At 47.6% G+C, this 20,788-nt stretch carries 21 protein-coding genes; 15 read left to right on the top strand and 6 right to left on the bottom strand.

Translation table 11 applies throughout. The annotated features are described in order from the left end of the window. Positions 1-31: 31 nt before the first annotated feature. From FTU54_RS10790 to FTU54_RS10770, 5 genes are all read right to left on the bottom strand, one after another. Positions 32-1,093: a sulfate/molybdate ABC transporter ATP-binding protein gene (locus FTU54_RS10790; RefSeq protein ID WP_005176652.1), complete on the bottom strand. Its 1,062-nt coding sequence runs from the start codon at positions 1,091-1,093 to the stop codon at positions 32-34. 11 nt (positions 1,094-1,104) lie between these two features. Next, the gene (gene cysW / locus FTU54_RS10785; protein WP_075167788.1) at positions 1,105-1,998 is read right to left on the bottom strand and encodes a sulfate ABC transporter permease subunit CysW; all 894 of its coding nucleotides are present in this window, start codon (positions 1,996-1,998) and stop codon (positions 1,105-1,107) included. Next, complete coding sequence (gene cysT, locus FTU54_RS10780) at positions 1,995-2,828, bottom strand: sulfate ABC transporter permease subunit CysT (protein ID WP_005176654.1); 834 nt, start codon at positions 2,826-2,828, stop codon at positions 1,995-1,997. Before cysT ends, cysW begins: the two co-directional genes overlap by 4 nt. An 83-nt stretch (positions 2,829-2,911) precedes the next feature. After that, a complete protein-coding gene (locus FTU54_RS10775) occupies positions 2,912-3,517 on the bottom strand; it encodes an alpha/beta hydrolase (RefSeq protein ID WP_104472953.1) in 606 nt (201 codons plus the stop codon). Between the two features lie 47 nt (positions 3,518-3,564). Further along, a complete protein-coding gene (locus FTU54_RS10770) occupies positions 3,565-4,575 on the bottom strand; it encodes a sulfate ABC transporter substrate-binding protein (RefSeq protein ID WP_104471280.1) in 1,011 nt (336 codons plus the stop codon). A 161-nt stretch (positions 4,576-4,736) separates the two neighbouring features. Here FTU54_RS10770 and pabC point away from each other — a divergent pair, with 161 nt between their 5' ends. From pabC to mtlD, 5 genes are all read left to right on the top strand, one after another. Then, complete coding sequence (gene pabC / locus FTU54_RS10765) at positions 4,737-5,549, top strand: aminodeoxychorismate lyase (RefSeq protein ID WP_168389672.1); 813 nt, start codon at positions 4,737-4,739, stop codon at positions 5,547-5,549. A gap of 1 nt (position 5,550) precedes the next feature. After that, on the top strand, positions 5,551-6,609 hold the full coding sequence (mltG, locus tag FTU54_RS10760; protein WP_180074745.1) for an endolytic transglycosylase MltG: 1,059 nt from the start codon (positions 5,551-5,553) through the stop codon (positions 6,607-6,609). Positions 6,610-6,611: 2 nt separating this feature from the next. Next, positions 6,612-7,223, top strand: a complete 612-nt coding sequence (gene tmk / locus FTU54_RS10755) for a dTMP kinase (protein WP_005176660.1) — start codon at positions 6,612-6,614, stop codon at positions 7,221-7,223. Positions 7,224-7,284: 61 nt separating this feature from the next. Next, complete coding sequence (locus FTU54_RS10750) at positions 7,285-7,704, top strand: PaaI family thioesterase (protein ID WP_180074744.1); 420 nt, start codon at positions 7,285-7,287, stop codon at positions 7,702-7,704. Between the two features lie 368 nt (positions 7,705-8,072). Next, on the top strand, positions 8,073-10,217 hold the full coding sequence (gene mtlD, locus FTU54_RS10745) for a bifunctional mannitol-1-phosphate dehydrogenase/phosphatase (protein ID WP_163142393.1): 2,145 nt from the start codon (positions 8,073-8,075) through the stop codon (positions 10,215-10,217). Between the two features lie 105 nt (positions 10,218-10,322). Here mtlD and nadB read toward each other — a convergent pair whose 3' ends face one another. Beyond that, a complete protein-coding gene (gene nadB / locus FTU54_RS10740) occupies positions 10,323-11,969 on the bottom strand; it encodes an L-aspartate oxidase (RefSeq protein ID WP_005176669.1) in 1,647 nt (548 codons plus the stop codon). Positions 11,970-12,197: 228 nt separating this feature from the next. Here nadB and FTU54_RS10735 point away from each other — a divergent pair, with 228 nt between their 5' ends. From FTU54_RS10735 to pdxJ, 10 genes are all read left to right on the top strand, one after another. Next, positions 12,198-13,583 carry a Do family serine endopeptidase gene (locus FTU54_RS10735; RefSeq protein ID WP_104491657.1) on the top strand — a complete coding sequence of 462 codons (1,386 nt, stop codon included), beginning with the start codon at positions 12,198-12,200 and terminating at the stop codon, positions 13,581-13,583. Between the two features lie 123 nt (positions 13,584-13,706). Further along, complete coding sequence (locus tag FTU54_RS10730) at positions 13,707-14,168, top strand: thioesterase family protein (protein WP_005176672.1); 462 nt, start codon at positions 13,707-13,709, stop codon at positions 14,166-14,168. 174 nt (positions 14,169-14,342) lie between these two features. Beyond that, positions 14,343-16,160: a translation elongation factor 4 gene (lepA, locus tag FTU54_RS10725; RefSeq protein ID WP_005176673.1), complete on the top strand. Its 1,818-nt coding sequence runs from the start codon at positions 14,343-14,345 to the stop codon at positions 16,158-16,160. A gap of 23 nt (positions 16,161-16,183) precedes the next feature. Then, complete coding sequence (gene lepB / locus FTU54_RS10720) at positions 16,184-17,011, top strand: signal peptidase I (protein WP_005176674.1); 828 nt, start codon at positions 16,184-16,186, stop codon at positions 17,009-17,011. Positions 17,012-17,036: 25 nt separating this feature from the next. Beyond that, complete coding sequence (locus tag FTU54_RS10715; RefSeq protein WP_005176678.1) at positions 17,037-17,408, top strand: DUF4845 domain-containing protein; 372 nt, start codon at positions 17,037-17,039, stop codon at positions 17,406-17,408. Next, entirely contained in the window at positions 17,380-18,081 is a 702-nt protein-coding gene (gene rnc, locus FTU54_RS10710) for a ribonuclease III (RefSeq protein WP_005176685.1), read from the top strand. Before FTU54_RS10715 ends, rnc begins: the two co-directional genes overlap by 29 nt. Next, complete coding sequence (gene era / locus FTU54_RS10705; protein WP_016660033.1) at positions 18,078-19,106, top strand: GTPase Era; 1,029 nt, start codon at positions 18,078-18,080, stop codon at positions 19,104-19,106. The genes rnc and era overlap by 4 nt, the downstream gene beginning before the upstream one ends. 21 nt (positions 19,107-19,127) lie before the next feature. Next, positions 19,128-19,316: an NF038104 family lipoprotein gene (locus FTU54_RS10700; protein ID WP_005176688.1), complete on the top strand. Its 189-nt coding sequence runs from the start codon at positions 19,128-19,130 to the stop codon at positions 19,314-19,316. A gap of 17 nt (positions 19,317-19,333) precedes the next feature. Further along, positions 19,334-20,044 carry a DNA repair protein RecO gene (recO, locus tag FTU54_RS10695; protein WP_075167796.1) on the top strand — a complete coding sequence of 237 codons (711 nt, stop codon included), beginning with the start codon at positions 19,334-19,336 and terminating at the stop codon, positions 20,042-20,044. A gap of 13 nt (positions 20,045-20,057) precedes the next feature. Continuing rightward, positions 20,058-20,783 carry a pyridoxine 5'-phosphate synthase gene (pdxJ, locus tag FTU54_RS10690; RefSeq protein ID WP_016660036.1) on the top strand — a complete coding sequence of 242 codons (726 nt, stop codon included), beginning with the start codon at positions 20,058-20,060 and terminating at the stop codon, positions 20,781-20,783. Positions 20,784-20,788 lie beyond the last annotated feature (5 nt).

Raw genomic sequence — 20,788 nt, 5'->3', positions numbered from 1 at the left:
ATGGGGCTTGAAATGCCCCATCGGTGCGCGGTTAAGCGACTTGATTTTCAAATAAATGTAATTGACTTGCTGTCAGCCAGACGGTCTGGTTTGGACGGAACTGATGCAAGCGTGCTTCTTCTGGGGTGAGGGAAATTTCAATTAAGTTCCCTTGACGGTCGTTCAGTTCTGCCAGCACTTTACCGGCAATCCAGACTTCACGTAAGAAGGTGGCCTGAATGGCATTGTCCTGTGGCTGGGCATGAATGGTCAGCTCATCCGGGCGGGCAAAGGCAATGATCTCGCCCTGAGGCCCCTGTTGTGCGCTGGCCAGCTGAATACGGTCTTCACCCAGCTGAATCAGGCCATTGCTGTTCTGACCTTCAAAACGGTTGGCCTGACCCAGGAAGTCAAACACAAACGGCGTCGCCGGTTTTTCGTAGACTTCGCGTGGTGAACCAATCTGCTCGATGTTGCCTTTGTTCATCACCACGATCTGGTCCGCCACTTCTAAGGCTTCTTCCTGATCATGGGTAACAAAAATAGAGGTGATGTGCAATTCATCATGCAAGGTACGTAACCAGCGGCGCAGTTCTTTACGCACTTTGGCATCCAGCGCACCAAACGGTTCATCCAACAGCAAAACACGTGGTTCAACGGCTAAGGCACGCGCCAGGGCAATACGCTGACGCTGACCGCCAGACAATTGTGCCGGATAACGGTCGGCCAGAAAGCCGAGTTGCACCAGATCAAGCAAACGGGTCACGCGTTTTTTTATTTCAGCTTCCGATGGACGGGTGGCACGCGGACGCACACGTAAACCAAAGGCAATGTTGTCAAAAACAGTCATGTGACGGAACAGCGCATAATGCTGGAAGACGAAACCGACCTGACGTTCACGCACGTGAACATCGGTGGCATCCTGACCTTCCAGAATCACCTGACCGCCATCGGCAGATTCCAAACCGGCAATAATCCGCAGCAGGGTGGTTTTACCACAGCCCGATGGACCTAGGAGAGCCACCAGCTGGCCATCTGGAAAATCGAGGGAGATATTGTTCAGTGCATGGAATGCACCAAAGTGTTTTTCAATATTTTTAACTTGAATACTCATGAGGTCATTCCTTAAGAAACTGTTGAATCTTCATTACGTTTGTCCTGCTTTTCCTGACGGATTTCGACCCAGGTTTTCAGGATCAAGGTCACAATCGCCAGCAGGGCCAGCAGGGATGACACCGCAAACGCAGCACTGAAGGTATATTCGTTATAGAGAATCTCAACGTGTAAGGGCAAAGTATTGGTTTCACCGCGAATGTGTCCAGACACGACTGAGACCGCACCAAATTCACCCATCGCCCGGGCATTACACAGAATGACACCGTAAATCAGGCCCCATTTAATATTCGGCAAGGTGACTTTCCAGAAGGTCTGCCAGCCAGATGCACCCAGTACAATGGCCGCTTCTTCTTCTTCGGTGCCTTGCGCTTCCATGAGTGGAATCAGTTCACGTGCCACAAACGGTACGGTAATAAAGATGGTGGCAATGACAATCGCTGGCACGGCATACAAAATCTTGATGTCGTTGTCCATTAACCAGTTGCCCATCCAGCCCTGAGTACCAAAAATCAGTACCAGCATCATCCCGGCAATCACCGGAGAGACCGAGAACGGCAAATCAATGATGGTGGTCAGAATCGATTTACCCGGGAAGTTAAACTTGGCCACTGACCAGGCTGCGGCTACCCCAAACACCACATTGAGTGGAACGGCAATAGCCGCGGTGAGTAAGGTCAGTTTGACTGCAGATAAGGTATCTGGATGTACAAGCGCCTGGGTATACACGCCCACACCTTGTTTAAAGGCTTCAACGAACACCAGAATTAATGGCAGAATCAGGCAGCTCAGGAAGAAAATCAGGGCAATGGCCAGTAAGGTGTAGCGAACCCAGGTCGGTTCACGGGTGGCATCACGCGATTGCAGCTTGTCGGCCAAAGCATTGCTGTTGGTATTTAAACTCATCGGGCTGTTCTCCCTGTACGACGGCTGGCCCATGCTTGTAACAAGTTAATCAGGAACAGCATCACGAATGAAATCAGCAGCATCACCACCGCAATAGTGGTTGCACCGGCATAATCATATTCTTCTAAACGGGAGATAATCATCAGCGGGGCAATTTCAGTTTCAAAAGGCTGGTTCCCGGCAATGAAGATTACCGAACCATATTCACCCACGCCACGGGCAAAGGCCAGGGCAAAACCAGTAATTAATGCCGGCAGTAAAATCGGGAAAATCACTTTGGTAACAATCTGCAGACGATTTGCGCCCAGAGCAGATGCCGCTTCTTCCAGCTCGGTTTCCAAATCGCTGAGTACCGGTTGTACGGTACGCACCACAAATGGAATACCAATGAAGATCAGGGCCAAGGTAATCCCGATTGGGGTATAGGCCACCTGAATGCCTAAAGGTTCCAGATACTGACCAATCCAGCCGGTCGGTGCATATAAAGAGGTCAGGGCAATACCGGCCACGGCGGTTGGTAAGGCAAAAGGTAAATCGACCAGCGCATCAATCAGGCGTTTGCCCGGGAAGCGGTAACGCACCAGACACCAGGCCAGCAATAAACCAAAAACGACGTTCACCAGTGCTGCGATCAGCGCAGCACTAAAACTTAACTGCAAAGATTTTAAGATACGTTCAGAACTTAAAATTTCCCATAAACCTTCCCAGCCAATGTCTAGCGATTTTAAAAATACGGCAGACAAAGGAATCAGAACGATTAATGATAAATACGCTAGGGTAAAGCCTAGAGAAAGACCAAATCCTGGCAGCACTCGGGACCGCTGCGACATGATTACTCCTCAAAGAGAGAATGCGGGCTGAAATCAGCCAGCGAAAAATAAATAAATTTCGGCACAAGCATAATTTGCGAGGGTTAAATTGCAAATTTAAATAAATACTTGCTGTCATCAGTAATACTGATATGCTGCATAGCCTTTTCTGAAATCAGGTAGTTCCAGAGTTCAGGAAAAGGACCAAAACCAGAGGCGACATTAATATGCCCGACATGGCCCAAGCTCACTGGCTCTAATTGCCAGGACTGCGCCAGTTCCAGTGCATGTTCGGCATTTAACCAGGGATCATTTTCACTGATTAGCATGCTGGCCGGAACCTGCACTTGCAGCTGATGAAAATAATCCTGATAGTCATGCTGGCTGTCACGGGCAAAACCGGCTTCACCAAAACGGCCCGGGTTGGCCGGCGCCACCAGTACCAGATTCTTGACCTTGCGTTGCAGCGCCGGGTATTGCGCCAGAGCGGCTACGGTAGTCAGGCAGCCAAAGCTATGCGCCACAATTTGCAGCGGTGCATCAATAGCCGCCACGGTGCTTCGGAACTGTTCTACCCAAGTTTTGAGTACCGGGGCATTCCAGTCCTGCTGCTCGACGCGGGAGCAGGACATGAGTTGTCGTTGTAACCAGGATTGCCAGTGGCCATATTCACTGCCACCCACGCCCGGAACAATTACGGTATGAATCATGTCGATGCTCCTTTGCTTACCCTACAGTTGCTGATGCTATAGCTGAATTATTTCGCGCTATTGGCTTTTACGATCTGGTCGAAAATGCCGCCATTTTCAAAATGTGCAGACTGGACTTTGGCCCAACCCCCAAATTCCTGATCCACCGTGACCAGCTTTAATGGTTTAAACACCTGGCTGTATTTCTTTAATGCTGCTTCGCTACGAGGACGATAATAATGTTTGCCGGCTAAATCTTGTCCGAGTGGGGAATACAGAAAGTTTAAATAGCCTTGGGCCAAATATTTGTTGCCGTGTTTTTCGGCATTTTTCTCAACAATGGCCACCGGCGGTTCTGCCAATACCGATAGGCTTGGGGTAATAATTTCAAATTTACCTGGTTGCTCACGAATGGCGAGATGCGCTTCATTTTCCCAGGCCAGCAGCACATCGCCAATGCCACGCTCGGCAAAGGTGGTGGTTGAACCGCGGGCGCCCGAATCAAGGACTTTGGTGTTTTTATAAATTTTACGTACAAATTCCTGTGCGGTTTGATCATTGCCACCCGGCTGATGTTTAGCCCAAGCCCAGGCGGCCAGATAGTTCCAGCGTGCACCGCCTGAGGTTTTCGGGTTCGGGGTAATAATGCCCACACCCGGCTTGACCAGATCGCCCCAGTCCTGAATGCCTTTCGGGTTGCCTTTACGCACTAAAAATACAATGGTCGAGGTATAAGGTGTCGAGTTATGTGGTAATTTCTTTTGCCAGTCTGCCGGAAACAGTTTGGCTTTTTCCGCAATTACATCAATATCGGCGGCCAGAGCCAGCGTCACCACATCGGCACTCAGGCCATCAATTACGGCACGGGCCTGCTTGCCTGAACCGCCATGCGACTGTTTAAAATTAATTTTTTGTCCGGTCCGGCTTTCCCAGTATTTGCCAAACTGTTTATTCACATCATCATATAATTCACGGGTCGGGTCATACGACACGTTCAGAAAATCTTTTGCAGCAACACCAAAGGAGGATGCCGAAATTAATGCGGCCAGTACCCCAATTTTTAATTTTGTAAAACTCATGACTAACCTCAAATTTTTCGCTGTTTTGTAACATGAGGCAAGAATAGCGCTAGTCTTATTCCTAAAAAAATAATAAAAAATGAATTTTATATGAATAAAAAAGAAATATAAATAGATCTTCCATTCTTACACTAAAGCCAGCTCAAATGGATACTTGTTGTATGCAATGTTTTAAGAATGCTGAGGAAATATCGGCCGTTTCAGTGCTGGACCGTGCCTTTCATTATGGCGATGGCTGCTTTAGTACCGCGCGCATCCGCAATGGCCAGATTGAACTGGAGGCCTTACATTTGCTGCGGCTACAACGCGGCTGTGAGCGTTTGTATTTAAATGCCAATCTGGCGTTTATCCAGCAGTCGATTCAACAGCTGCAGCAGCGCTATCCGCAGGTTAACGGCACCTTAAAAATTATCATTAGTCGGGGAGATGGACAGCGCGGTTATAGCCTGCCCGCACAAGAGGCTGATGTCTGGGTCTTCTTTTATCCCAAAGCAGTGGATGATTTTCACTATGAAAAAATCGCCAGTGGTGTGTTGAAACAAGCGATGGGGCTGAGTATGCCACATCTGGTCGGTATTAAAAGCCTGAACCGTTTAGAACAAGTGATACTGAAAAAAGAAGCCGATGCGCAGGGTTGGCCGGAAGCCTTGGTGACTGATGTGCAAGGCTCGGTTGTTGAAGGGGTGAGCAGTAATTGTTTCATTCTTATAAACAATGAATGGATTACGCCGGAACTTCGTTATAATGGCGTCCACGGCGTGATGCGGGCTGAAATTCTGGCCCGTATGCAGCAGCACGGCATTTCCTGTCGCCAGCGTTATGTCGATATGGAAGAAATTGCGCAGTTCCAGAGTCTGTTTTTCTGTAATGCGCTCAGTCCGATGAAAATCGTGATCCAGCTCGATGCACGCCTTTTAGATGTTCAAGCCTGTATTGAACTGTTTAATCGTCTTCAATTGAATCAGATGCATTAATATGTCTTCATCCCGCTCTAAAACGAAAAAGAAAAACAAGCCTCGTTCCCCATTACCGATTAAAGGTATTTTAACCCTGTTATTGGGCGTACTCCTCATTGTCGTAGTCATCCTCTGGTCCAGCCTGTTTAAAGACTATCCGGTAAAAGGCCAGAAAGAATTACTGGCCATTGGCGATGGCGATACCTATTCCGGTTTTATTGATCGTCTGGGAAAAAATGATCAGGTCAGTTTTCCGATTATTCTGAAGCTGTATCAGAAAATCATGATTCATGATTCGATGAAAGCCGGGGTTTATGAAATCCAGCAGGGCATGAGCATCCGTGAAGTCATGGAAATGATCTCCAATGCGGAAAATGCGCAGATGAACCGGATTCTGGTCATTGAAGGCACTACTTTTAAACAGCTGGTACAGCGTCTGCAAAAGGATGAACTGGTGACTAAAGAAGTCAGCCATCTTCCGACCGATCAATTATTAAAAGCACTGAATATTCCGTTTGAGCATCCGGAAGGCCTGTTTGCGCCAGATACCTATTTCTTTGCCAAGGGCGAATCGGATCGTAAAATTCTGACCGATTTATATCAGCGTCAGATGAAAGCACTGGATGAAGCCTGGGCCAACCGTGCACCAGATTTACCGTACAAGAATAAATATGAAGCGCTGGTGATGGCGTCGATTATTGAAAAAGAAACCCATGTCGATAGCGAACTGCGTCAGGTCTCTGGCGTATTTGTGCGCCGTTTAAAGATAGGCATGCGTTTACAAACTGACCCAACCGTCATTTATGGAATGGGCGACAAATATCAGGGCAATATTACCCGTAAGGATTTACGCACCCCAACGCCTTACAATACCTATACCATCTATGGTTTGCCGCCAACACCAATTGCACTGCCAAGCAAGCGCGCGATTGAAGCAGCAATGCATCCGGATGATTCCGACAATCTTTATTTTGTCGCCACCGGTGATGGCGGACATAAATTCAGTACCAATCTGCAAGATCATAACCGCGCAGTTCAGGAATATCTGGCGGTCATTCGTGCGAAGAACAAGGAGTGAGCATGTTTATTAGCTTTGAAGGCACCGAAGGGGTAGGTAAAACCACGCTCATCCGTCGTATTTATGAACATTTGCAGGCTCAAGGCAGTGAAGTAGTGCTAACCCGTGAACCGGGTGGCACTCCGATGGCCGAGCAGATTCGCAGTCTGCTGCTTTCAGTCAATCATGACGAGCAGATGTGTAATGATACTGAATTACTGCTGATGTACGCAGCGCGCGCCCAGCATCTGGCGCAGGTGATTCTGCCTGCACTGGCAGCTGGCAAAACGGTACTCTGTGACCGCTTTACTGATGCCAGCTTTGCCTATCAGTGTGCTGGGCGTGGCCTAAGCCGGGAAAAGTTGCAATTGCTGAACCAGAATTTTGTTTCGCACATGCCGGCTCTGACTTTCTGGCTGGATGCACCGATTGAACTGGGCATGTCCCGTGCGCGTGAACGTGGTGCGCTGGACCGTTTTGAACAGGAAAAAGTCACCTTTTTTGAAAAGGTGCGTGCTGGTTATCAGGAGTTGTGGCAGGCAGAACCAGAACGGATTAAACGTTTAGATGCCACCCAAAGTCCGGATCTGGTCTTTGCCGAGGCGCTCAAATATTTACAGACAGTTGCTGCTTAAATTTGGGTCAAGACTAAAAATCTTCTATAGTAGCGTGATGATAGAGGATTTTTTGATCACAATGAAAAGTAACCGTGCTGAAATTATTGAATTTTTACAACAAGAATTTCCCCAGAGTCTGGAAAAATGCGAGATTGATGCGGTCACGCCCATGGGCGCCAGCTTGACCTATCGGGTTGGGGAAAGTGAATTACGTCCGGGCGGCACGATCTCTGGTCCGACCATGATGACGGCTGCAGATCTGGCTTTATATGTGGCGATTCTGGGCCAGATTGGGATTGTCGGGTTGGCGGTTACCACCAACCTGAATATCAATTTTTTACGCAAACCCGCTGGTGGAAAAAACCTGCGGGCGGAATGCCGGCTCATGAAACTGGGTAAAAGTCTGGCCGTGGGTGAAGTCTGGATTTATTCAGTCGGGCAGGAGGAACCGGTGGCGCATGTGACCGGAACCTATTCAATTCCACCCCAAGTGGCTTGATTCTCAGGTCACTTGTTCTTTTGATCTGGCTCGCTTGATTTTATCCTTTTCTTACTCGTCTTAATTTTGCTTGCTTCAGTTTCTTCGCCAATCTGATGCTTCCAGCTTTTTATTTTTTGAAGCCTATTTAATTCGCCGAAAAGCACCCTCCGAATTATTTAAAACTTATCCTTATATTTCAGCAAAATCGCTTTATTGATTTACATGATGTTACTTATTAATTACTCAATGTTACATATCTTAAATCTTACTCCAATCAATTGGTTAATTTTTAACCTTAAATATTTCATTCTTTGTCTAAGGTGTTGTTCCCTCAAAAATTGCTCTAGGCTCTAGGCCTGTTGAAAAATGATCAAATGAGGGGGAAAATGCTTAAATTTAAAAATAAAATGATCCAGGGCGCAATTTTCGATATGGATGGCACAATGTTTGATACTGAGCGTTTACGGTTTCAAACCTTGAAACAGGCATCTCGGGAATTGATTGGAGTCGAGTTCAGCGATGACTATTTAATGGGTTGTCTGGGCTTGAGTGCGCGGAGTGCCAAACAGCTGGCACAGGCTGAATATGGTGAAGATATTCCCTATACCGAAATTCGCCAGCGTGCCGATGAGCTGGAACTGGAAAGTGTGCGTCAGTTTGGCGTGCCGATTAAAACCGGTTTGCTACAGGTGCTGGAGCGCTTGCGTAAATCCGGGCTGCGCATGGCAGTGGCGACGTCCAGTCGCCGTGCCATTGCCGAAGAATATTTAATTAATGCCAATGTCTATAAATTTTTTGATGTACTGGTGTGCGGAGATGAAGTCCAACGTGGCAAACCGCATCCGGAAATTTTCCTGACCGCTGCGCAAAAGTTGAATCTCTCCGCCAGTGACTGTTTCATGTTTGAAGATTCAGACAATGGTGTGACCTCGGCCTATGAGGCGCAGGGCATTACCGTGCTGCTGCGGGACATTAAAGCACCGAATGAACAGATGCTGTCCAAGGCGCATTACTACTATGAAAGCATGGAAGATTATCTGGAAGATTTAAACCTGTATATTCCGGCCTTGGGGATGCCTAGTCTGCAGGAAGCTTTTCCACAAACCTTGAACCAGCTAACCGTCGGAATCCATGGCTTTGGTGCGATTGGCGGCGGTTATCTGGCACAGGTGTTATCGCATTGGGATGGTTATACCCGTCCGAAACGGATTTATGCCTCTACCCGTAACCAGCTGTATCGCTCTGCGGTGAATGCTTTTGGCACCTATTGCATTCGTTATGGACAAATGTCCTATGATGAGCGTATTGAAAACATGAGCATTATTGATGCAGATAACCTGCAGCACATGCAGGAAATGTATATTGAATCCAGCTTGATTGCCTTATGTCTGCCAGAAAAAGCGCTGAGCAGCGAAGCTGAGGTGATTGCGCAAGGCCTGTATGCACGTTATCTGGCCCATCAGGACCAGCCGGCTGCGCCTTTAACCGTGCTGATTATTTTAAATAAAGTCGGTGCCAAGCAGTTATTGCTGGAGCATATCCGTAAAGCCCTGGTGGCCTTAAGTGATGTGCAGACCGCACAAGCCATTTTAGCGCAGCATTATTTCTGCGATACCGTGGTCAACCGTATGGTATCCAAACTGACTGACCAGAACCTGTACCGCCAGCTACGGATTAAATACAACATCTTCAAGCAGTCGCAGACAGAAGATGAAGCCGAGCCGGTTGAAATTGAGGATAACACCCGTTTGCAGCCGGAGCAGGAACGTCAGGCCAGTCTGTATGTGGAAGATTTGCGCCGTAATTTCCAGCCGAGTCATATTCTACAGACCATGGATCTTATTCTGTTTAATGCAGAAATCGACATGCCGATTTATGTGGAAAATGCCAGTCCGTTACTGCAAAAAATGCGGCAGATGATTCTGGTCGAAGACATCAGTGAAATCCAGCTGATTAAAAACCGGCTCTGGAACGGGGTGCATGCCATGCTTGCCTGGTATGCCAGCCTGCGTGGTCATCAAACCATTGGTGTGGCTCTGGCCGACCCGCAGATTGAACAGTTCATGCAGCAGTTGTTACAGCAGGTTCAGCAGGGACTGGCGGTGGTGTTACCACACCGGCAACACGACCTGCATGCACTGGCACAAAGTTTTGCAAACTCCTGTGTCCATGCCTATAAAGACCCATGTGCACGGGTGGCGCGTGATCCGCTACGCAAGCTCAGTGCGTCCGAGCGGGTGTTAGGTTCAATTGCTAGCAATGCCCAGGCTGGGTTGCCGTATCAGTTTTTGGCACAAGGTGCTTTATTGGGCTATGTCTATGCCGTGCAAACCCATCAGCTGACCGAGGCGCAGGCTTTGGCACATTTACAGACACAATTGCAGCAGCCACATTTCTCGGCACAAGTGGCACTGACTTTACGTAATTATGTGCAGACCTATCTGCCGCAATTGCTGTCCGGAGTGCTAGAACCTGAGCAGTTGCCATTATTAAAGCCAACCTCGAGTGCAGCGCAATATGCTTCAACTTGAGGAACCATCCGGCTGAAACCATTTTTGGCTGATCCCAATAAAAAACCGAATCACATCCTGCGATTCGGTTTTTTATCTTTCAGAACTGAAGATGGCATAAGCGTTTTAAGCCGGCACATCCTCATTCACCAATGGCGTTTCTACCTGGAAGTTTGGCGGCGTGAGGACAGTTTTACGCAGCTCATCTGCCAGTTCTGGATAATCCAGGGTGTAATGCAGGCCACGCGATTCTTTACGCTGCATGGCACAGCGCACAATCATTTCTGAAACCAGCACCAGATTACGCAGTTCAATCAGGTTTTTACTGACTTTGTAGTCCTGATAATACTCGGTAATTTCACGTTTCAGCATTTCAATACGGTGCAGGGCACGTTGTAAACGCTTGGTGGTGCGGACAATCCCGACATAGTTCCACATGGTGGCGCGCAGTTCATCCCAGTTTTGTAGAATTACCACATCTTCATCGGGATGGGTCACTTGAGAATCATCCCAGGCCGGCACATTTGGTGATTGATAATCGGGCTTGAATTCAGCCTGAATGTGTTCAGCGGCACTCATGCCATATACAAAACATTCTAAAAGTGAGTTACTGGCCATACGATTCGCACCGTGCAGGCCGGTATAAGACGTTTCACCAATGGCATACAGGCCGGCAATATCGGTCTGGCTGTGTTCATCAACCACTACACCGCCACAGGTATAATGCGCCGCCGGGACCACCGGAATCATGTCTTTGGTGATGTCGATGCCCAGTTCCAGTAAACGCGCATACAGGGTCGGGAAGTGTTCTTTAACAAATTCGGCCGGTTTATGGGTGATGTCTAGCCAGACATGACGAATCCCCAGACGCTTGATTTCAAAGTCAATCGCACGTGCCACAATATCACGTGGCGCCAGTTCGGCACGCTCATCGAAACGTAGCATAAAGCGTTCCCCATCTGGCAGGCGTAAATAGGCGCCTTCGCCACGCATGGCTTCGGTAATCAAGAAGGAACGGGCTTGCGGATGGTATAAGCAGGTCGGATGGAACTGGTTAAATTCCATATTGGCGACGCGGCAACCGGCGCGGTAGGCCATGGCAATCCCGTCACCGGTGGCAATATCCGGGTTAGAGGTGTACAGATAGGCTTTCATGGCACCGCCGCAGGCTAGGGCGGTAAAGGGCGCCAGGAAGGTATCAATCTGGTCGGTGTTTTCATCCAGGGCATACAGGCCCAATGCACGATTGTCACCGGTTTGACCGAGTTTCTGTGTGGTAATCAGGTCAATGGCAACAAAGTTTTCAAAAATCTGGATATTCTGTTTTTCTCTGGCCCGCTGGACCAGTGTCGTTGAAATGGCACGTCCCGTGGCATCTGCCGCGTGAATGATCCGGCGCTGGGAGTGGCCGCCTTCACGGGTTAAATGCAGTTGTTCCTGTTCATCGAGGGTAAATTGAACGCCATGTTCAAGCAGGAAATCGACCGAAGGTTTACCGCCCTCTACAGTTTGCTGCACGGCATTCAGTTCACATAAATGCGCGCCTGCAATCATTGTATCATCTATATGCTGTTGAATAGAGTCGGTTTCATCCAGTACGGCTGCGACCCCACCTTGGGCATAAAAGGTGCTGGCATCAGTCAGGGCCGACTTGGCCAGCACGGCAATTTTAAAATGAGCTGGTAATGACAGTGCCAGACTTAAACCTGCGCCGCCACTACCCACAATGATCACATCAAAATGATGAGTTGCATGTAAATTAGACATGTCCATCAGCTAATTTGAAAAAAGTCTGGTAATGACAACGCTTTTTAAAACAAAAGGCAAGGGTCAAGATGCTTATTAATGATGAGAAAAAGCAATAAAACTCCATTTTATAAAAAATGGCGCAAGCACTTGTATCCTGTTGAGGAATTGAACATATTATTACGAAATCTTAAAAAGCGTTATGTTAAAAACAGAACATCACATTTTTATAAACAAATTGAGTGAATGCTATATATGAATAATCGCTACTTACAGAAGGGTCTCTATGCAGCTGTGTTCACTATGGCATCTGTTCAAGCACAGGCCTCTACTTCAGTAGATTTTTCCAACCTGGTTGAACAGGTCAGCCCCGGTGTTGTCAGTGTCAATGTGGTCAAACGTTTAAGCCAGGAAGAGCTGTTACAACAACAGGTTCCGGAACTGTTACGCCGTTTCTTTGGCGATGGGGTGGTGATTCCGCAGCGTCAGGCGCCACAGGAAAAAACCGGTTATGGCAGTGCCTTCTTTATCAGCAAAGATGGCTACCTGCTCACTAACCACCATGTGATTGAAAATGCCTCCAAAGTCACCATTGTTCTGAATGATCGCCGTGAAATTGATGCCACCGTGGTCGGCAGTGATGAACGGACCGATGTGGCTTTGCTGAAGGTATCTGGCAGCAACTTCCCTGAACTGCGTACCGGTAATGTTGATCGCCTGAAAGTCGGTGAGCCGGTGCTGGCAATTGGTTCACCATTTGGTTTTGACTATTCCGCCTCTGCTGGTATTGTCAGTGCCAAAATGCGTAACATGATGGGGGAAACCTCGGTACCGTTTATTCAGACTGACGTTGCCTTAAACCCGGGTAACTCGGGTGGACCGCTATTTAACCAGCGCGGTGAAGTGGTTGGGGTCAACTCGCGCATCTTTAGTGGAACGGGCGGCTATATGGGCCTGTCTTTCTCGATTCCGATTGATGTCGCCATGGAAGTGGCAGACCAGTTAAAACAGCATGGTAAAGTCACCCGTTCCTATTTAGGCGTGAGCCTGCAGGATATTGACCGGACGCTGGCAGAATCATATCGGCTGGATAAACCGGAAGGGTCATTAATTACCCAGGTGGCACTGGATTCTCCAGCCGCCAAAGCCGGACTGCGTGCCGGTGATGTAATCTTAAAATACAACGGTACCCCAATTTCACGTACCAGTGAATTACTCAATTACCTGAACCGTACTGCACCTAAACAGACCATCCAGCTGGAAGTTTTACGCGATGACCGTCGCCGGAATATCTCGGCCACTTTAAGCACCGCACCGGATGACACCCCGGCCAAGAGCAATGTTACGCCAAGCCAGAATAAAGGCCCGGTACTTGGGGTCGCAATCCGGAACCTGTCAGCAGCAGAAATGCGTCAGCTGGAAATTAAAGGCGGTGTGCTGATTCAGGAAGTCCGTCCGGGCAGTATTGCAGCGCAGTCGCGAATTTTACCGGGTGATGTCATCGTACAGCTGAACAATAGCCCAGTCACCGACAGCAACAGTTTTGTTCAGGCGGTTTCGCAGCTGAAAAAGGGCAGCGTGGCGCGTGTGACCTTAATCCGTCAGGGACAACGTGCCATTGTCGGTATGCGAATTTCCTGATCTGAGCCAGTTAAAAACCACAGCCTGCTGTGGTTTTTTTATTTTTCAATTTATCTGGGGCCAATTTCAGTAGACTAGGGGCCTCGATACCCGATACCCGATACCACAGTACAGTAACAGAGCATGAGCAGTACATTTTTTGATTTAAAACTTCAGGTTCAACCCGAGCATATTGACAGTCTGGGCCATGTCAACAACGTGGTTTATGTGCAGTGGATGCAGGATGTGGCCAGCGCCCATATTGAAACCTTAGGCCTGGGCATGGCGCAGTTTCTGGAAATGAAACATGCCATGGTGGCGGTAGAGCATCATGTGCAGTATCGCAAGGCTGCATTTGCCGGTGAAGAGCTGATTTTAAGAACCTGGCTCAGTGAAATTAATGCGCTGTACCTGTTTCGCCAGTATGTGTTTTATCGTCCGCAGGACCAGAGCGTGCTGTTTGTCGCGCAGACCAAATGGGCCTGTGTGGAAATAGACAGCGGCCGTCCAAAACGCATGTCGCCAAGTTTTTCCCAGGCGTATCAGCCTATTCCAGCCGATCTGAATCCGATGGATTTTAACCAGTATCCGCCACAGCCGGCATAAGCATCGTCACTGGCCGGTTTGTATCGGATGATCTAAAACCGGCCGGGCCGAAAAGCTTTGCATTATTTTGGATACTTTAAAAAATCCATCTGCTATAATCCTTCGCAATTTCTATTCGGCTTTTGCTGTGCACTGAATCTGGTTTGCATAGCGCGTTATTTTTTAAGGTAGCCCATGGCGCAAGCTAAAAAATCTGTTGATATTAAAAACATTCGTAACTTCTCGATCATTGCACATATCGATCATGGCAAGTCGACCCTTGCGGATCGTTTCATTCAGACCTGTGGCGGTTTGCAGGATCGCGAAATGCAGGCGCAAGTACTGGACTCAATGGAACTTGAGCGTGAACGTGGGATTACCATTAAAGCGACTTCGGTGACCTTGTACTATACCCATCCGAATGGTCAGGAATACCAGTTAAATTTCATTGACACCCCGGGACACGTTGACTTTTCTTATGAAGTTTCACGTTCACTGGCAGCGTGTGAAGGCGCACTACTGGTGGTTGATGCTGCCCAGGGCGTAGAAGCACAATCGGTTGCCAACTGCTATACCGCGATTGAGCAAGGGCTGGAAGTTTTACCAATTCTGAACAAGATTGACCTGCCGCAAGCAGAGCCTGAACGTGTGATTCAGGAAATTGAAGATATTATTGGTATTGAAGCAACCGATGCGCCGACCTGTTCAGCCAAAACTGGTCTGGGGATTGCGGGTGTGTTAGAGCGTCTGGTCGATGTCATTCCAGCACCAACCGGTGATCGTGATGCGCCATTGCAAGCTTTAATCGTCGACTCATGGTTTGATAACTATCTGGGCGTTGTGTCTCTGGTGCGTGTGAAGCAGGGACGTGTGCGTAAAGGTGACAAGATGTTGATGAAATCAACCGGTCAAACGCACATCATTACCTCGGTGGGTATTTTCAATCCGAAACATACTGAAACCGATATTCTGGAAGCGGGCGAAGTCGGCTTCGTGATTGCCGGCATTAAAGACATTTTTGGTGCACCAGTTGGTGATACCATTACTTTGGCAACCACGCCAGAAGTGGAAGTGTTACCGGGCTTCAAAAAAGTAAAACCGCAGGTCTATGCTGGTCTGTTCCCGATTGATGCCAGCGATTTTGAACCGTTCCGTGAAGCACTGCAAAAGCTGCAAATCAATGACTCAGCGCTATTCTTCGAACCGGAAAGTTCAGATGCGCTCGGTTTTGGTTTCCGCTGTGGCTTCCTTGGTATGCTGCACATGGAAATCGTTCAGGAACGTTTAGAACGTGAATACGATCTGGACCTGATTTCTTCTGCACCAACGGTTATTTATGAAGCCGTAATGAAAAATGGCCAGACCGTATATATTGACAGTCCATCGAAAATGCCAGACGGTTCCACCGTTGAAGACTTACGTGAACCGATTGCCGAATGTCATATTCTGGTGCCGCAAGAATACTTGGGTAACGTCATGACCTTGTGTATCGAGCGTCGTGGTGTGCAAAAAGATATGAAATTCATGAGTAATCAGGTATCCATTACCTTTGAAATTCCAATGGCCGAAGTGGTGATGGATTTCTTTGATAAATTGAAATCCTGCTCACGTGGTTTTGCATCACTAGATTACAACTTCGTGCGTTTTGAAAGTTCATCACTGGTGAAAGTCGATGTCTTGATTAACGGTGAAAAAGTCGATGCGCTGGCAATGATCTGTCACCGTCAGGATGCCCGTCACCGTGGTATTGCGCTGGTTGAAAAAATGAAAGACCTGATTCCGCGTCAGATGTTTGATGTCGCAATTCAGGCGGCCATTGGGGCGCAAATTATTGCCCGTTCAACGGTAAAAGCCATGCGTAAGAACGTATTGGCCAAATGTTATGGCGGTGACGTGTCGCGTAAGAAGAAACTGCTGGCCAAGCAGAAAGAAGGTAAGAAACGTATGAAGCAAGTGGGTAGCGTTGAAATCCCACAAGAAGCGTTCTTAGCTGTATTAAAAGTCGAACGCTAATAAGATTAGAAGGATAAACGCCCATGGATTTTGATTTTAATTTGATCCTCGTTCCTGCCACGCTGTTTTTTATTGCTGTGTGGTTGCTGGATAAATTTGTCTTCAAGCAAAGACAGACCAAAGGGCGGGGCAATGAAAATTTCATTATCACATGGGCGTATGACTTCTGGCCGGTACTGGCCGTTGTGCTGGTGCTGCGTTCGTTTTTATATGAGCCGTTTAACATCCCGTCAGATTCAATGGTGCCAACCCTGGAGACCGGGGATTTTATTCTGGTAAATAAATTTGACTATGGCGTGCGTTTGCCAATCGTCAACAGCAAAATTATTGATACCGGTTCGCCAGAACGCGGTGATGTGGCGGTGTTCCGTTATCCGCCACAACCAAGCATTAGCTACATTAAGCGGATTGTGGGTTTGCCGGGTGATCATATTGTTTATGATCATGGCCAATTTACCATTAACGGCGAAAAGGTGCAGAAAGTTGCACTGGAATTTAGCCGTGAAAAAGACAGCCTCGATACACCCAACTCGATTTACCATCAGGAAACTTTAGGCAAGCATACTTTTACCATGCGTGAATTGGAAGGCGTAAACGTGGCGCGTCAGGCACCCTTTATTAATTATGTCGAAAATGGTAAATATGCTTCTACAAATGGTTTATATTGGGAAGTCAAAGTTCCAGAAGGTCATTACTTCGCGTTAGGGGATAACCGCGATCAGAGTGCTGACAGCCGTTTCTGGGGTTTTGTACCTGAAGAAAACCTGACCGGCCGTGCCGTCTATATCTGGATGCACAAAGAGCCTGGTTTTAAATTGCCGTCTTTTAGCCGAAACGGCAGCATAGATTAAAATCATCCATTAGGAAAATAACAAAATGCGTCATCAACAAGGGGCATCGTATATTGCAATTCTGGTTGCAATTATTGGTTTTGCTTTTATGGCAAAAATTGCAGTTGCGGTTTGGGGACCGTATTTCGATGATCGAATGCTGGATAACCAGATTAAAGAGCAGTTGATTCATGGACCCAAAAACCTGAGTCCGCAAAAATTCATTGGGGAAATGGATAAGCGTTTAAGTATGAACAACATTCGTGATATTAAATTTGCGGATGTTGCCCAGGTCACCAATGTAGATGGTCTACAGGTGAAGAAAGACTATGAGATAAGAAAACCGTTCTTATTGAATATTGATATTGTCATGAAATTCGAGAAAAGTTTTGATCAAAGCTCAGTCCAAGCTCAATGAAACGCGTTTGGCCAGCCGCATCGGATACCAGTTTAAACAGCCGGATCTGCTCAAGCTGGCGCTGACGCATCGTTCGGTCAGTCACAAACACAACTATGAACGCCTAGAATTTCTAGGCGATTCACTTTTAGGGATGATTATTGCCAATTATCTCTACACCGCCTATCCGCAGGAAAATGAAGGGCGGCTGACCCGTATGCGCGCAACACTGGTGCGTCAGGAAGCACTGGGTAAAATCGCCAATGATTTAAAACTCAGTCAAAATTTAATTCTCAGTACCGGTGAATTGAAATCAGGCGGTCATCATCGTGAGTCTATACTTGCAGATGCAGTCGAGGCGATTATTGGTGCGATTTATATCGACTGTGGGGATTTAAACCTGCTACAGACGATTGTGTTAAAATGGTACGTGCCTTATCTGGATCATATTGAGCCAACCGATCAGCTCAAAGATCCGAAATCACGCCTACAAGAGTATTTACAAGCACGTAAAAAACCTCTCCCAGTTTACGAGGTTGTAGATATTCAGGGTGATGCCCCGAACCAGCATTTCAAGGTGGAATGCCGGGTCGATGCTTTACCGGTAATGAAAGGTGAAGGTTCTAGCCGCCGCTTTGCCGAGCAGGCAGTTGCCGCGGAAATTTTAAAACTCTTGGAGCAAACGTCTCAATGACAATCCATTCCGATCACAACGATGCTGATCACGAGTCGCAAAGCGACAGCCACGATTTAATCAATCAATTCTTCAGTTCACAAGGTCAGGAAATTCCATCGGATTACCGTAGCGGATTTGTGGCCATTGTGGGCCGGCCAAACGTGGGTAAATCTACCTTGATGAACCACCTGTTGGGTCAAAAACTGTCTATTACCTCGCGTAAGCCGCAAACCACCCGCCATAAAATTGTCGGGATTGATTCGCGTGAAAAATCTCAGGCGGTCTATGTCGATACCCCGGGGATGCACAAAAAAGAAGTGCGTGCCATCAACAAAATGATGAACCGTGCCGCGCACTCGGCGCTGCGTGATGTGAACCTGGTATTATTCGTCGTCGATGCACAAAAATGGACCCAGAACGATGAACTCGTACTGGAGAAATTGAAAAATGCAGACATGCCAGTCATTCTGGTGATCAATAAACTGGATACCTTCGAGAATAAAAATCAGGCGCTGCCGCTGATTCAGGAGCGCGCCAAGCTGATGAACTTCGCAGAAATTGTACCGGTATCTGCGCTGCGTGGTGCCAATCTGGAACATCTGCGTGACACCATTGAGCAGTATCTGCCATTCCAGCCACCGCTATATTCATTTGATCAGGTTACCGACCGTTCCGAGCGCTTCCTGGCCTCTGAAATTATTCGTGAAAAAATCATGCGTCAGCTCGGTGAAGAACTGCCATACGATTTAACCGTACAGATTGAATCATTTAAAACCGAAGAGCCGGCTTTAAATGAAAAAACCGGTCGTATGAAACCGGCTTGTACCTATATTGATGCCACCATCTTTGTAGACCGTCCGGGGCAAAAAGCCATTGTGATTGGTGAAAAAGGTGCTAAGCTGAAAAAAATCGGGATGGATGCCCGTGTCGATATGGAAAAAATGTTCGAACAGAAAATCATGCTCACGCTTTGGGTGAAAGTCAAAGGTGGCTGGTCAGATGATGAACGTGCATTAAAAAGCTTGGGATACAGCGATATCTAAGCCATGAAACGAGGAACTGTAATGACCAAAATTGCTGTGATTTTAGCCTGCATGTTCATGCTGCAAGGCTGTATTCATAAGGTGGTTACAGTTCCGGTTAAAGTGGCCTATAAAACCACCAAAGGCGTGGTCAAAGGCACGGCCGCTGTGGTCGGTGCAGTCATTCCCGATGGGGATGAAGAAGATGAAAGCAAAAAGAAAGATGATTAGGCTGATATCCTGCCCGCATGCGTAATGAAGTCTTGCATGGCTACCTGATCCATCATCGTAAATACCGCGAGCGTAGTCATATTGTGCATCTGTTTACCCAGGAATATGGGCGGATTGATGGTATTTTAAGACAAACCCCGCCACCACAATATCAACCGATTAGCCTGCAGGCCTCGGGTAAATCTGAACTGAAAAATTTTACCAAACTGGAAATTATCAACCAGCCCGTATTTTTCTTTGGCGATGCCTTTTTCTCCGGTTTTTATCTGAATGAAATTTTGCTGCGTCTGTGTCCGCTCGAAGTCGAGATGCCTGAAACTTTTCTGCAATATGCCACCACTTTGCAGCAATTGCAGCAGTTGTCGAGCCATCCGCAGCCAAACAGCTTTTTAAGACAGATTCTGCGCCAGTTTGAGCATGTATTGCTACAAGAGCTGGGTTATGCCATCGACTTTGAAGTGGATGCCAACCAGCAGCCGATTGGTGCAATGCAGCAGTATCAGTTTTTATTAAATGAAGGCTTTATGCCAACGGCGCAGGCTTCCCGTTCCAGTTTAAATGGCGCGCAGATTTTGAGTATGCGTGACCATGAAAAGAGTAGGGATTTTAATCCAGAACAGTTACAATTACTGTCTAAATTATATCGGCAGATGATCAGCTCCCTGCTGGGAGATCGGCCGTTAAAAAGTCGTCAATTGTGGATACAGAACTCCCAAACACAATCGTAATTAGGAAAAGAGTATGGCTGCATTACTTGGTGTAAATATTGACCATGTTGCAACATTGCGACAAGCACGTGGCACCACTTACCCAGATCCGGTCAATGCCGCACTGATTTGTGAACAGGCCGGTGCAGAGGGTATTACCTTGCATCTGCGTGAAGATCGTCGTCATATTCAGGATGATGATGTGCGTCGTATGCGTCCATTGCTGAAAACCCGCATGAATCTGGAAATGGCGGTGACTGATGAAATGGTCGAGTTCGCCAAAGAAATCAAACCGCATCATGTTTGCTTTGTCCCGGAAAAACGCCAGGAAGTCACCACTGAAGGTGGACTGGATGTGGTCGGTAATTTTGCGGCGGTAAAAGCGGCAACGCAGGCTCTCTCTGTTCTGGGTTGTGATGTATCCCTGTTTATTGATGCTGACTTTGCCCAGATTGATGCCGCAGTTGCTTGTGGTGCACCAACCATTGAAATTCATACTGGTGCCTATGCTGATGCTGAAACCGCAGAGGCGCAGCAGGCCGAGCTGGAACGTATTGTGAAAGGCGCCGAATATGCCGCGGCCAAAGGTCTGGTGGTGAATGCCGGCCATGGCCTGAATTTAGATAACGTGACGCCGATTGCCGCAATTCCGCAAATTCATGAACTGAATATTGGTCACTCGCTCATTGCCGATGCCGTGTTTGTGGGTCTGGCACAAGCTGTACAGCAAATGAAAGCAGCGATCAAAGCTGCACGATAATCCTG

The sequence above is a fragment of the Acinetobacter sp. YH12116 genome, assembly GCF_013418895.1.
Lineage (GTDB): Bacteria > Pseudomonadota > Gammaproteobacteria > Pseudomonadales > Moraxellaceae > Acinetobacter > Acinetobacter indicus.
This window is presented reverse-complemented; position numbering and strand designations above follow the sequence as displayed.

Bases quoted from the DNA above. Each gene is read 5' to 3' on its own strand.
- mtlD (WP_163142393.1), top strand. From the start codon at position 8,073: ATGCTTAAATTTAAAAATAAAATGATCCAGGGCGCAATTTTCGATATG.
- cysT (WP_005176654.1), bottom strand. From the start codon at position 2,828: ATGTCGCAGCGGTCCCGAGTGCTGCCAGGATTTGGTCTTTCTCTAGGC.
- mltG (WP_180074745.1), top strand. From the start codon at position 5,551: ATGTCTTCATCCCGCTCTAAAACGAAAAAGAAAAACAAGCCTCGTTCC.
- tmk (WP_005176660.1), top strand. From the start codon at position 6,612: ATGTTTATTAGCTTTGAAGGCACCGAAGGGGTAGGTAAAACCACGCTC.
- pdxJ (WP_016660036.1), top strand. From the start codon at position 20,058: ATGGCTGCATTACTTGGTGTAAATATTGACCATGTTGCAACATTGCGA.
- FTU54_RS10700 (WP_005176688.1), top strand. From the start codon at position 19,128: ATGACCAAAATTGCTGTGATTTTAGCCTGCATGTTCATGCTGCAAGGC.
- FTU54_RS10775 (WP_104472953.1), bottom strand. From the start codon at position 3,517: ATGATTCATACCGTAATTGTTCCGGGCGTGGGTGGCAGTGAATATGGC.
- pabC (WP_168389672.1), top strand. From the start codon at position 4,737: ATGCAATGTTTTAAGAATGCTGAGGAAATATCGGCCGTTTCAGTGCTG.
- FTU54_RS10790 (WP_005176652.1), bottom strand. From the start codon at position 1,093: ATGAGTATTCAAGTTAAAAATATTGAAAAACACTTTGGTGCATTCCAT.
- nadB (WP_005176669.1), bottom strand. From the start codon at position 11,969: ATGGACATGTCTAATTTACATGCAACTCATCATTTTGATGTGATCATT.
- cysW (WP_075167788.1), bottom strand. From the start codon at position 1,998: ATGAGTTTAAATACCAACAGCAATGCTTTGGCCGACAAGCTGCAATCG.
- lepA (WP_005176673.1), top strand. From the start codon at position 14,343: ATGGCGCAAGCTAAAAAATCTGTTGATATTAAAAACATTCGTAACTTC.
- FTU54_RS10750 (WP_180074744.1), top strand. From the start codon at position 7,285: ATGAAAAGTAACCGTGCTGAAATTATTGAATTTTTACAACAAGAATTT.
- FTU54_RS10715 (WP_005176678.1), top strand. From the start codon at position 17,037: ATGCGTCATCAACAAGGGGCATCGTATATTGCAATTCTGGTTGCAATT.
- FTU54_RS10730 (WP_005176672.1), top strand. From the start codon at position 13,707: ATGAGCAGTACATTTTTTGATTTAAAACTTCAGGTTCAACCCGAGCAT.
- recO (WP_075167796.1), top strand. From the start codon at position 19,334: ATGCGTAATGAAGTCTTGCATGGCTACCTGATCCATCATCGTAAATAC.
- era (WP_016660033.1), top strand. From the start codon at position 18,078: ATGACAATCCATTCCGATCACAACGATGCTGATCACGAGTCGCAAAGC.
- lepB (WP_005176674.1), top strand. From the start codon at position 16,184: ATGGATTTTGATTTTAATTTGATCCTCGTTCCTGCCACGCTGTTTTTT.
- FTU54_RS10735 (WP_104491657.1), top strand. From the start codon at position 12,198: ATGAATAATCGCTACTTACAGAAGGGTCTCTATGCAGCTGTGTTCACT.
- FTU54_RS10770 (WP_104471280.1), bottom strand. From the start codon at position 4,575: ATGAGTTTTACAAAATTAAAAATTGGGGTACTGGCCGCATTAATTTCG.